We start from the raw sequence: 12,071 nt of genomic DNA, 5'->3' as shown, positions 1-12,071 counted from the left end.
CAGCAGGTGGAAGCATCCGGCATCATCATCGCCCGTCACCAGGAATCGCGCGTGGCGGCGGCGGGCCCGCCGGTGACCATAGCGCCGACCTCGCGGCTTTGGAAGTAGGGAAACCCCGCGTCAGGGTGATGAGGAAATGTCCACCGTCGCAGTCGGTGAGATCTGGTTGTCCACAGGGGGTGTGGATTACGCGTGGGCAACTTTGTGGATAAGCCGCGACAGGCGCCACCCCCCTAGGCTGTCAAGATGGGTGGCGAAAAATTCACCGCCGGTGAGGGCGGGTGAGGGGGCGGTGAAGGGTGGGCCCCGTCAGCGCTGTCACCAGCGACGGCGCTCGCGGTAACCTGTGGGCCTTGATGCTCCGTGAGTCCCCATGAAACGTCACTTCTCGATGCTGCGCGAATTCCAGCTGGCCGACTGGTTCACCCTGGCCAATGCTTTCTGCGGCACCGGTGCGGTATTTGCCGCCATGCGCTTCCTGCAGGACGGCGAGCGTGGCTACCTGCTGTTCGGCATGGCGCTGATCCCGTTGGCCTTCATCTTCGACGCCCTTGATGGGCGCATCGCGCGCTGGCGCAAGTCCAGCTCCACCCTGGGCCGCGAGCTGGACTCGCTGTCCGACGTGATCTCCTTCGGGGTGGCCCCAGCGGCGCTGGCCTATGCCTGCGGCATGCAGGGTGGCTGGGACTGGCTGGTGCTGAGCTACTTCGTCTGCTGCGGCGTCAGCCGCCTGGCACGCTACAACGTCACAGCCGAGGCAATGACCGGCGATGAGGGCAAGGTCACGTATTTCGAGGGCACCCCGATCCCGACCAGCCTGGTGCTGGTGATCGTACTGGCGATCGCCGCCGGCACCGATGCCGTCGGCCAGAACATCTGGTTCGGCCAGTGGCAGATCGGACCGTGGCAGCTGCACCCGATGGTGCTGTTGTTTGCCCTGTCCGGGTCGCTGATGATCAGCAAGACCCTGCGTATCCCCAAGCCATGAGCCAGCCCTGCGGAGGCCTGCGATGACCAGCTCGGCCCACGATGCCGGCAGCAGCGATTTCGAGACGCTGGCCCGGCAGTACTTCGGCGCCTGGGGTGATGCTCTGCGCCATGCGGGCGCGCCCGCTGCACCTGCCGGTGACGACCCCGGCAGCTGGCAACGGTTGTTTGACTGGTGGGGCCAATTGCTGCCCGAACAGGCGCCCGGCGCGCCGGAAGATGCCATGCGCCGGTTCCGCGAACAGGCGGGCAGCTGGTACGGCACCATGCAGGAGGTCGCCGCTCGGTTTGCCGGCCGCGACGCCAGCAGTGCCGACGTGGCCCAGGCCTGGCGCGAGGCGGTGCAGGGGCAGGGCGACGGCATGCTGCAATGGATGCTGCAGGGCGCCCGCGGCAGCACCCACGCCGGTGCCGCAGTACCTGAATTCGCCGCATGGCTGCAGCAGTTCCAGCTGCAGGCGGGCCCGTGGCTGCAGAGCCCGGCATTCGGCCCCGGCCGCGAGCACCAGGCGCGCTGGCAGGCCCTGCTGCGTGCGCAGGAAGAATACCAGCAGCATTCGCGCGCCTATGTCGACCAGATCAAGCGGGCACTGGACGAGGCATTTGCGCTGTTCGAGCAGCGCCTGGCCGAGCACGAACAGCCGGGCAGCCAGCTGACCAGCGCCCGCGCGATGTTCGACCTGTGGATCGAAGTGGCCGAGGAGGCCTACGCCAAGGTCGCCATGTCCGAACCGTTCCAGCAGGTGTACGCCTCGCTGGGCAACGCGCAGATGCGTCTGCGCGCCGGCCTGCAGCGCGAGGTGGAACAGATGAGTGAACGTATCGGCCTGCCGACCCGCAGCGAGATGGATGCCGCACACCGCCGCATCGCCGAGCTGGAGCGCGGCCTGCGCCGGCTGCAGGCACAAGTGGCGGTGCTGGCTGGAACCGCTGCGGTCGATCCGGTGGCGCAGCCGACGCCGGCGAAGGTGAAGCCAGCCGCCCGCAAGGCCGCGAAGAGGGCCGCGCCGGCAAAGAAGGCGGCTGCCAAAAAGTCCGAATCTCGCACCACCTCACGGGCACGTGACCGATGAAGGGACCGCTGGGCTTCAACGCCGATGACCTGATGCAGGAAACCCTGGCGATGCAGCGCAAGCTGATGGAAGGGCTGAAGCTGCTGCCGCAGGTGGAAGACGTTGACTATGGCGTGACCGCCCGCGAGGAAGTGTGGCGCGACGGCAAGGTGGTGCTCTACCGCTTCGTCGGCGAACAGGCGCCGACCCGGCGCACGCCGCTGCTGATCGTCTACGCGCTGGTCAACCGGCCGTACATGGTCGACCTGCAGGCCGACCGCTCCCTGGTGCAGAAGCTGTTGGCGCTCGGGCAGGACGTGTACGTGCTGGACTGGGGCTACCCGGATCGCTCGGAGCGCTTCCAGACGCTGGAGGACTATCTGCTGCGCTATATCGATGGTGCGGTGGATGCACTGCGCGTGCGCAGTGGCGGCCCGATCGACCTGCTCGGCATCTGCCAGGGCGGTGTGTTCGCGCTGTGCTATGCCGCGCTGCGCCGGGAGAAGCTGGGCAAGCTGATCACCATGGTCACCCCGGTCGATTTCCAGACGGCCGACAACATGCTCTCGCACTGGGCGCGGCAGGTGGACGTGGATCTGCTGGTGGATACGCTGGGCAACATACCGGCTGACCTGATGAATGCCAGCTACCTGATGCTCAAGCCATTCCGCCTGAACGTGCAGAAGTACGTCGGTCTGCTCGATATCCTCGACGACAAGGCGGCGCTGGAGGATTTCCTGCGCATGGAAAAATGGATCTTCGATTCGCCGGACCTGGCGGGCGAGGCGTTCCGTGACTTCATCAAGCAGTTCTACCAGGGCAACGGCCTGGTGAACGGTACGGTGCGGATCGGCGAGGAAGCCGTGGATCTGTCGCAGGTGACCTTGCCGGTGCTGAACATCTATGCCGAGCAGGACCATCTGGTACCGCCGGACGCCTCGCGCGCGATGCGTGGGCGCCTGGGTACGGACGACTACACCGAGTCCAGTTTCCGCGGTGGCCACATTGGTATCTATGTGTCCGGCCGCGCCCAGCGCGAAGTGCCGGCCACGATCGATGGCTGGTTGAAGGCGCGTGACCTGTAGAGTCGAGCCATGCTCGACTGACCTGGGGGGATGATGACGTACCGGATTTCGTTGATTCTTGCGGCACTGCTGGCAGCACAATTTGCCCACGCCGCACCCAGTGCCGATGCACGCCGGGAGATCGCCCAGCTGATTTCCAGCCTGGACGGCTCGCAGTGCCGTTTCCAGCGCAATGGCAGCTGGTACGACGGCGGCGATGCGCGCGCCCATCTGCAGCGCAAGTACGACTACCTGCTGAAGAAGGACATGGTGGACAGCGCCGAGCAGTTCATCGAGCGCGCCGCCAGCCAGAGCAGCATGAGCGGGAAGCCTTACCGCATCCAGTGCCCGGGGCAGCCTGAACAGACCGCGGCCGCCTGGTTCGGTGCGCGCCTGCAGGCGCTGCGTCTCCGCACGCCGTAGACACGGAGGCGGTGTAGAGTCGCGGCGTGCTCGACTGATTCTGCCCGCAAGCCGAGGAGACACCGCCGTGAACACCACGCCCAAGACGCTGTCGCGTTCATTGAACGACCGCATGATTGCCGGCGTGATGGGCGGCATTGCCCATCGCTTCGGCTGGAACCCCACCCTGGTGCGGATCGTGTTCGTGCTGGTATCGATCGGCTCGGCCGCCTTCCCCGGCATTCTGATCTACCTGATCCTGTGGCTGCTGATTCCGAACGAGGCGGATTGAACACCGCCGCTCGATCCTGGCCGCTCTGGCTGCGCGCGCTGCAGATGCTGGGCGCCGCATGGACGCTGCCCAACACACTGATCGGCCTGATCGGCGGCTTGGCCGGCATGCTTGGCGGCGCGACGCTGCGCTGGAGCGGGCGGGACTGCGCCGTGGTGTTCGATCACTGGCCGTGGGGGCCGGGCGGTGCGATCACCCTGGGCAACGTGATCCTGCATACCGGCCATGACCTCGGCATCTGCTGCCGGACCTATGCGCATCAGGCGGGGTGGGGCGTGGAGCCGCTGATCCGGCTGGACGACCACGAGCGCGCGCACGTTTACCAGTACATGGTGCTGGGGCCGCTGTACCTGCCGGTATACCTGCTGTGCGGCGGGGTGAGTGCACGCAATCCGTTCGAACGCGCGGCCGATCATTTCGCCCGGTTCGGGCGTGGTTGGTGGCCGTAGTTTCCAGCCAACGGCGCAGCCCCTCGTGGGTAGTGATGCCTGGTTGTCAAATGCAAAACCCTCGCGCTGGTCGGTCGGGTTGGGTTCACGGCGTCCCCGGCCTACCCACCCTCCCGGCCAGCCCACAGGAAACCGGCTTTCCGCGACCAACCAAACCACCCACGAGGGGCTGCGCCGTTGGCGGGAATCCCCCACCGATTCGTTAGCCGGAAGTTAAAGATCCGTAAGCATTCTGCAGCGATCCCGCAGTCATCTGCATGCAACCGATCGTCATTAGCCTTCGTGACGTTCCAGTCAGGTTCGACGCGGTAAGCTCTTCCTTGATGAGCTCGCAGCATCGCTCATCGAGCGCAGTACGCAGTAGCAATTTGGAGGAATACATCACATGGCAATCGTTCTTTATGTCGGTGGTAGCAAGGATGGCGAGAAGGGCGTGGTGCCCTACGGCTTCAGCAAATCCCGCGCCGACACCGCGCTGGGGCCGGAGTTCTACACGGAGCGGTTCATGGAACTGCAGGGTGTCGGCAAGGTCCGCCTGATGGCCCTGGAAGGCATGCGTGACGACATCGTCATGCAGCGCGCCGCTCGCCACTACCGCTGACCGACGCAACACGCGGCAGGGCGCGCCCACCATCGCGCGCCCGCGCCGGCATCCCAGCCCCGGGCCAGTCCGAGCCCGCTCTTTGCCAGGATGCCGGCGTCCAATCCGGCTTCGCCGCTGAACCTCGCCCCCTGTCAATGCCTTGTCCGGCTCCGTCGCGGATTGCCAGAATGGGGGCTTCCCGAAACGCGGCACAGACCTGAAGCAATGCACGACGCCAAGAACGCCCAGAGCGCGCTCGCCCAGCAGATCGCCCGGACAATCGCCGACGAGATCGGTGCCCAGTCCGCCCAGGTACGCGCCGCAGTCGGCCTGCTCGACGAAGGCGCCAGCGTTCCGTTCATCGCGCGCTACCGCAAGGAAGTGACCGGTGGCCTGGACGACACCCAGCTGCGCAGCCTGGAAACCCGGCTGACCTACCTGCGCGAGCTGGAGGACCGCCGTGCGGCGGTGCTGGCCAGCATCGGCGAGCAGGGCAAGCTCAGTGACGAGCTGCGCAATGACATCCTGGCCGCCGACACCAAGAGCCGGCTGGAAGACCTGTACCTGCCGTACAAGCCCAAGCGCCGCACCCGTGCGCAGATCGCCCGCGAGGCCGGCCTGGAGCCGTTGGCCGATGGCCTGCTGGCCGACCCGACGCAGGACCCGCAGACGTTCGCGGCCACCTTCGTCGACGCCGACAAAGGCGTGGCCGACGCCAAGTCCGCGTTGGAAGGCGCGCGCGCGATCCTGATGGAGCGCTGGGGCGAAGACGCCGCGCTGGTCGGTGAACTGCGCACCTGGCTGGGCGAGACCGGGGTGATCCGTGCCCGCGTCGCCGAGGGCAAGGAAACCGAGGGCGCCAAGTACCGGGACTACTTCGAGCATGCCGAGGCGCTGGCGAAGATTCCGTCGCATCGCTTGCTGGCACTGTTCCGTGCGCGCCGCGAGGAGATCCTGTTCCTGGAACTGGACCCGGGCAGCGATGCCGAGGCCGGCCACCAGTACGCCGAAGGACGCGTGGCGCGCAAGGCCGGCGTCGCCGACCAGGGCCGCGCCGCCGACCGCTGGCTGCTGGATGCGTGCCGGCTGACCTGGCGCGCCAAGCTGCACACCCATCTGCTGCTGGACCTGTTCAACCAGGCCCGCGAAAAGGCCGAAGCCGAAGCCATCGCGGTGTTCGGCGACAACCTGAAGGACCTGTTGCTGGCGGCACCCGCCGGCCCGAAGACCGTGCTCGGACTGGACCCGGGCATCCGCACCGGCTGCAAGATCGCCGTGGTCGATGCCACCGGCAAGCTGGTCGCCACCGACACCATCTACCCGCACGAGCCGCGTCGCCAGTGGGAGCAGTCGCTGCAGACGATCAAGCAGCTGTGCGCCAAGCACAACGTGGAACTGATCGCGATCGGCAACGGCACCGCCAGCCGCGAAACCGACAAGCTGGCTGGTGAAGCGATCAAGGCCGCTGCCAACCCGAAGCTGCAGAAGGTAGTGGTCAGCGAGGCCGGGGCGTCGGTGTATTCGGCGTCCGAGTTCGCGGCCAGGGAGTTCCCGGGGCTGGACGTGTCGCTACGTGGGGCGGTGTCGATCGCCCGCCGCCTGCAGGACCCGCTGGCCGAACTGGTGAAGATCGAACCCAAGGCGATCGGTGTCGGCCAGTACCAGCACGATGTGGACCAGTACCGCCTGGCGCGCGCGCTGGATGCCCGCGTGGAGGACTGCGTGAACGCGGTGGGCGTGTACGTGAACACCGCTTCGGCTGCACTGTTGTCGCGGGTGTCCGGCCTGTCGGCCACGGTGGCCGAGAACATCGTGCGCCACCGTGATGCGAACGGCCCGTTCAAGCGCCGCAAGGACCTGCTGAAGGTCGCGCGCCTGGGCGAGAAAACCTTTGAACAGTGCGCGGGCTTCCTGCGCATTGCCGACGGTGATGAGCCGCTGGATGCTTCGGCGGTACACCCGGAAGCCTACCCGGTGGTCGAGCGCATCGTGGCCAGCACCGCGCGCCCGATCAAGGCGCTGATCGGTGATGGCAGCTTCCTGCGCGGCCTGAAGGCCGAGCAGTTCACCGATGCCACCTTCGGCGTGCCGACCGTGCGTGACATCCTCAAGGAACTGGAGAAGCCGGGCCGAGACCCACGTCCCGAGTTCAAGGCGGCACGCTTCGCCGAGGGCGTCGAGGACATCAAGGACCTGCGCGAGGGCATGGTGCTCGAGGGTGTGGTCAGCAACGTGGCGGCCTTCGGTGCCTTCGTCGATATCGGTGTGCACCAGGACGGCCTGATCCACATCTCGGCGCTTTCCGATACGTTCGTGAAGGACCCGCGCGACGTGGTCAAGGCCGGTGATATCGTCAAGGTGAAGGTGCTGGAGGTGGACGTGGCGCGCAAGCGCATCGCCCTGACCCGGCGCCTGGACGATACCCCCGGGCAAGCGACCAGCCGCCCGGGCCAGCGTGATGAGCGCGGCCATGGGCAGGGTCCGCGCCGCGATGCAGGCGGCCAGAACCGCGGGCCGAACCGGGGCCAAGGCAATGGCGGCCGTCCCGCCGCGTCCGCGCCGCCGGCCAATAACGCCCTGGCCGAGGCCTTCGCCCGCGCCAAGCGCAGTTGAGGACCGCGTTCCCCGTCACACTTGATTCGTGGCGGGGGACTTGTCGATTTTCCCCGTGATTGCGCACACTTGCGCTTGAGGGGAGGCGTCCGGCCACCCCGCTGTTGCTGGGGAGGGCCATGACGCCAGCACGACCCGCCATCTTCGTTGCAGGCCGCAGCGTTCCGCTGCGGTCGGCGCCTGCCCGTGCCGGCAGGGGACCGGATTGATGCCGGGCCAGGGCACCCACGGCAATGGACTGCTGGAGCGCCGCCTGCAGGAGCTGGCGGAAGAGCGTCGCCGCCTGGCGATGATCATCGACGGTACCGCCGCGGGAACCTGGGAATGGAACGTGCAGACCGGCGAGATGCGGGTCAACGCGCGCTGGGCTGAGATCGTCGGCTACCGCCTGGAAGAGCTGCAACCCATCTGCCAGAAGACGTTCCTGAAGCTGGTCCATCCCGATGACATCGCGCTGTCCGACGCGGCGCTGGATGAGCATTTCGAAGGCCGCAGCGACAACTACGCCTGCCTGCTGCGCATGCGCCACAAGAACGGGCAGTGGATCTGGATCCAGGACCGCGGGCGGGTCTTCGAATGGGATGGGCAGGGCAAGCCGCTGTGGATGGCCGGCGCGCATGCTGACGTCACCGAGCTGCAGCAGGCGAGGCAGGACGCGGCCGAAACCCGGCAACGCCTGCAGGCCGTGGTCGATGCGTCCGATGAGGTAGCGGTGATCGCCACCGATACCGATGGCACCATCACCCTGTTCAACACGGGTGCGGAGCGCCTGCTGGGCTACAGCGCAGCGGAGGTGGTCGGCCAGCGCCGGCTCGATGCGTTCCACGATCCGGAGGAACTGAAAGCCTGGCTGGAGCCGCTGGCCGATGCCGAGGGCAACCTTCCCGACGTGTTCGAAGCGCTCAGTGCTCGCGCTGACGGGCAGACCTACTCGCGGCAGTGGACGTTGCTGCGCAAGGAGGGCCTGCCACGCCAGGTGCGCCTGTCGATCAGCCGCATGGAAGGTGCCGAAGGCGCACGCATCGGCTACGTCGGCATGGCCATCGACATCACCGAGATCCTGCAGGCACGGGCTGAGGCGCGGCTGTCGGCGGAGAAGTTCGCCGGTGCATTCACGTCGGCGGCGTTGGGCATGGCGCTGGTGTCGCTGGAGGGGCGTTGGCTGGACGTCAATGATGCGCTGTGCCGGATCCTGGGTTACCCGCGCGAAGAGCTGCTGCAGGTCGACTTCCAGCGCCTGACCCATCCCGATGACCTGCAGACCGACCTGGCCCTGGTGCAGGACCTGCTGGCCGGACGGCGCAGCCATTACCACCTTGAAAAGCGCTATCTCGACCGCGACGGCCGCATCATCTGGGCGCGGCTGTCAGTGTCGCTGGTGCGCAGCGAGCATGGCCAGCCACTGCATTTCGTGTCGCAGATCCAGGACATCACCGCCCAGCGCAGCAGTGAGCAACGCCTGTTCGAGAGCGAACAGCGCAGCCGCATCACTCTGGATGCGGTGGCCGACCTGGTGCTCAGCGTCAACCTTGACGGCCGCATCGACTATGCCAACGCGGCCGCGGTACGCACCCTGGCCGGTGATGGCGCGCTGTCGCTGGCCGGGCATAGGGTGCAGGACGTGCTGGCGCTGACCACCGAGTACGCGCCCGGCTCGGTGCTGGATGTGCAGGTACTCCTGGACCCGGAAAGCAACGCGGTGGACCTGCATGCCGACCTGCTGCTGCGCCTGGGCACGGCAACGGTGCCGGTGGATCTGACGCGGGCCTGGCTGCGCGATGACGAAGGCCATGTGCGCGGCGCGGTGTGGGTGTTGCGCGACGACACCCAGCAGCGGGCGCGGCAGCGCGAAGCCCGCCACCTGGCCGAGATCGATCCACTCACCGAACTGAGCAACCGCCGCGGTTTCGAGGTGCACCTGCAGCAGGCGATCACCCGCGTCGAGCGCACCGGGCAGGCCGCCTCGCTGATGTACATCGATCTGGACCGCTTCAAGCCGGTCAACGACACCTGGGGCCACCTGGCCGGCGATGCGGTGCTGTGGGCGGTGGCCAGTGTGCTGCGACATGGTGTGCGTGATTCGGACGTGGTGGCGCGGCTGGGCGGCGACGAGTTCGCGGTGATCCTGTCCGGGTGTACGCCGCGTCGTGCCGCACGGATCGGCGGTGAGCTCCTGCAGACCCTGTCAGCGCTGTCCATTCCATGGGATCAGCACCGGCTGCGGGTCGGTGCCAGCATCGGCATCGCGCCCCTGGCGGGGGGCATGAGCGTGGACCAGGCAGTGGCCGCTGCCGATGCACAGTGCTACCGGGCCAAGGCGCTGGGGCGCAACAACGTGCAGGTGCAGGGCGAGCTGTCGGGGCTTCCAGGCGACGATGCCGATGCCGCCCAGGACTGATCTCAGCCTGTGAGAGGACGCGCGCGAATACTGCGCGCATCTCCACTCAAGCAGGTGAACCCATGAATGCCTGGAACCCGGTTGCGGTGCGCATGTTCATTCCGGCCCTGATCGGCTGGTGCCTGGCGCTGGCCACCTGCCTGCGCGCCGAACAGCTGCGCGGCGACCCGTACGCGCAGGCGTTGTTGCCCGTGCTGCAGCAAGGCGCGGTCGCGCTGCTGGTCCTGAGCCTGGCGTGCACGGTTGCAGCCTGCCTGTTGCTGTGGCGGCATGGCCGCAGCGTCGGCGGGCGTCTCGCTTCCGGCACTACACCCGTGCGGCGTCCATCAGCAGGACCCGGCACGGTGCGCGATGGAACGCGTTGATCTGAGGCACCAGACGCTGGAAGTGCTCGCTGGCGCAATGGATATCCAGTGCGTCGCGGTCCGGCCATTGCTCGATGAAGACGAAATGCCCGGGGTCCTTCTGGTCGACGAACAGTTCATAGCCGAGGCAGAGCGGCTCTCGCTGCGTGCATGCGACCAGCTCGCGGTACAGGGGAAGCACGGTATCCACGGCATCGGGATGGATGAAATCCTCGGCGATCACTTTCAGCATGTCGGCACCTGCAGACGGGCCTTGCAGGATAGTGCCAGCGCATGGCCGGCACCTATCCTGGTCAACGCAATACTGCGTCCGTACTGACCAGCTGCACGTCGTGCATCTGATTGAGGTAGGCCTCGTAGTAGCCCTTGTGCGAGGCACCGACGATGGCCAGCATTCGGCTGCCAGGGTGCAGGCCCAGCACGTCGCGGATGTTGGCGACCATGCGCAGGTTGCGGGTTTCCCAGTAACCGACATACATCCGGCCGAACGCCTTGGAGGACGGCTCGACGAGCGTCGCGCCGAAGTCGCTCTGGTACGCTGCCATCGCTGCCGCCGGGCTGTTGTAATCCCGATACAGCGCCATGACGCCACCGGGCTTGTCCAGATTGGCCACGAGGCGTTCATCGGCCTCCCGTCGCGCCCGCAAGTACGTATTGTTCCAGGCACCGGTGATGGCTGCACTGGCCGCCGCCTTATCCTCTGCCGGTGTGGGAGAATCGGCCGTGTGGTCGTCCACGGCCCACAGCCGTTCATGCCCGAGGCGGGCGGCAACTACGGCGGCGATCAGGCTGGTTTCATTGCGGCGGACCAGGCCTTTGCCGAGGATCTCGACCAGGGCCGGCGTCAGCCCATCGCCGGCTTTGCGCTCGGACGCAGGCAGGCGCAGCCATTGCACCTGCGCCGAGCCGCGTTCGCCCGCAGCCAGGAACAATGCGGCGAGCCGACGACGCTGGGCGGGCGTCGGCTCGTCCGGCCAGGTCGCAAGCAGGCGCTCGGCCTGGGCGTTCGCTGAAGGCACGTCCAGGCCGGTGGCAGCCTGCGCAGCGGTGGTGTCGAAGCAGTAGGTGGCCACGCTCTCCGCATAGCGTTCCGGGTAGCGACGCATGGAATCGCACTGGAGGCCGGACAGGTCTTCGGTGGCGATCAGCCCGGGCTTCCAGGCGACCAGTCGCTGCAGCAACGGTTCAAGCAAGGCGGGCTGGAAGGACTTGGGCAGGCCGGACAGGTGGGCGGTGCCCAGTACCAGTACCTCGTTCGGTCGCCCTGCAGGCGGCCCCTTCAGCTGGTCCGGCTGGAAGGCAGGCCGATAGGTGGCATCGGCAGCGAGGGCGCCGGTACTGCACAGGCCCAGGATCAGGAAGCTGGCCAAGCGTGGGAACATGCGATCTCCGTGTCAGTGAGCGTCCTGCGGTCCGCTGCATGCTGGCCATTTTCACCTGCCATGGAATCGCCCGTTGGTCATGCAAACCTTTTGGGCTTGAACTGCATCGGCGTGCCGGGCAAGGCTATGCCCAGTGACGGCGGCAACGCGCGATATGTTCCGTGACGACACCCCGTGCCCCGCCGAGCGTGAGCAGAATGTGAAGTACATCGCGATTGTCTACCGCGTCCCTGCAGCCGCATCTGAAGTTGCGACGGACGTCGCGCAATCCGGCTAAAGCCACCGATCCCCTCGCCGATACTCCCTCTGGATCCCGCTCCAGTCACCCGCCGCAGGACCCCAGGCCGTCCCCGATGGGCGGCCCGCGCTGTGTGTTCCGCCGCTCCCAGATGCCGATCGCACCCGCAGCAGACGTTCGTGGCAGTCGCTCGAGAGGTGCCGGTTGGCACCTGTAGTCCCTGGCACCTGAAGTTGCCGCCGGGCA

Annotated in this window: 12 protein-coding genes; 10 read left to right on the top strand and 2 right to left on the bottom strand. The window is 67.1% G+C overall.

Translation table 11 applies throughout. The annotated features are described in order from the left end of the window. Positions 1 to 373: 373 nt before the first annotated feature. From AC5P7S_RS10010 to AC5P7S_RS09965, 10 genes are all read left to right on the top strand, one after another. A complete protein-coding gene (locus tag AC5P7S_RS10010) occupies positions 374 to 988 on the top strand; it encodes a CDP-alcohol phosphatidyltransferase family protein (RefSeq protein WP_005417164.1) in 615 nt (204 codons plus the stop codon). A gap of 22 nt (positions 989 to 1,010) precedes the next feature. Continuing rightward, complete coding sequence (gene phaE, locus AC5P7S_RS10005; RefSeq protein ID WP_005417159.1) at positions 1,011 to 2,060, top strand: class III poly(R)-hydroxyalkanoic acid synthase subunit PhaE; 1,050 nt, start codon at positions 1,011 to 1,013, stop codon at positions 2,058 to 2,060. Continuing rightward, the gene (gene phaC / locus AC5P7S_RS10000; RefSeq protein WP_005417157.1) at positions 2,057 to 3,124 is read left to right on the top strand and encodes a class III poly(R)-hydroxyalkanoic acid synthase subunit PhaC; all 1,068 of its coding nucleotides are present in this window, start codon (positions 2,057 to 2,059) and stop codon (positions 3,122 to 3,124) included. The genes phaE and phaC overlap by 4 nt, the downstream gene beginning before the upstream one ends. 33 nt (positions 3,125 to 3,157) lie before the next feature. Continuing rightward, positions 3,158 to 3,526 (top strand): YfeK family protein, encoded by a 369-nt coding sequence (locus tag AC5P7S_RS09995; RefSeq protein WP_032954276.1) that lies wholly within the window; start codon positions 3,158 to 3,160, stop codon positions 3,524 to 3,526. A gap of 112 nt (positions 3,527 to 3,638) precedes the next feature. Next, positions 3,639 to 3,797 carry a PspC domain-containing protein gene (locus tag AC5P7S_RS09990; protein ID WP_194430536.1) on the top strand — a complete coding sequence of 53 codons (159 nt, stop codon included), beginning with the start codon at positions 3,639 to 3,641 and terminating at the stop codon, positions 3,795 to 3,797. Between the two features lie 44 nt (positions 3,798 to 3,841). Next, complete coding sequence (locus AC5P7S_RS09985; RefSeq protein ID WP_088123871.1) at positions 3,842 to 4,246, top strand: hypothetical protein; 405 nt, start codon at positions 3,842 to 3,844, stop codon at positions 4,244 to 4,246. A gap of 385 nt (positions 4,247 to 4,631) precedes the next feature. Beyond that, positions 4,632 to 4,847 (top strand): hypothetical protein, encoded by a 216-nt coding sequence (locus AC5P7S_RS09980; protein WP_005417149.1) that lies wholly within the window; start codon positions 4,632 to 4,634, stop codon positions 4,845 to 4,847. A 207-nt stretch (positions 4,848 to 5,054) separates the two neighbouring features. Further along, positions 5,055 to 7,442, top strand: a complete 2,388-nt coding sequence (locus tag AC5P7S_RS09975; protein WP_095377157.1) for a Tex family protein — start codon at positions 5,055 to 5,057, stop codon at positions 7,440 to 7,442. A 208-nt stretch (positions 7,443 to 7,650) separates the two neighbouring features. Beyond that, on the top strand, positions 7,651 to 9,840 hold the full coding sequence (locus AC5P7S_RS09970; RefSeq protein WP_069138245.1) for a PAS domain S-box protein: 2,190 nt from the start codon (positions 7,651 to 7,653) through the stop codon (positions 9,838 to 9,840). Between the two features lie 62 nt (positions 9,841 to 9,902). Next, on the top strand, positions 9,903 to 10,205 hold the full coding sequence (locus AC5P7S_RS09965; protein WP_495213627.1) for a hypothetical protein: 303 nt from the start codon (positions 9,903 to 9,905) through the stop codon (positions 10,203 to 10,205). Here AC5P7S_RS09965 and AC5P7S_RS09960 read toward each other — a convergent pair. Next, positions 10,147 to 10,437: a putative quinol monooxygenase gene (locus AC5P7S_RS09960; RefSeq protein ID WP_495213626.1), complete on the bottom strand. Its 291-nt coding sequence runs from the start codon at positions 10,435 to 10,437 to the stop codon at positions 10,147 to 10,149. The genes AC5P7S_RS09965 and AC5P7S_RS09960 overlap by 59 nt on opposite strands. Before the next feature lie 61 nt (positions 10,438 to 10,498). Continuing rightward, positions 10,499 to 11,587, bottom strand: a complete 1,089-nt coding sequence (locus AC5P7S_RS09955; protein ID WP_065178517.1) for a DUF5694 domain-containing protein — start codon at positions 11,585 to 11,587, stop codon at positions 10,499 to 10,501. Between the last annotated feature and the right edge of the window lie 484 nt (positions 11,588 to 12,071).

Source organism: Stenotrophomonas sp. YJH_SMC_32, assembly GCF_059369975.1.
The sequence above is the reverse complement of the archived record's forward strand: the minus strand, read 5'-3'. Positions and strand labels throughout refer to the sequence as shown.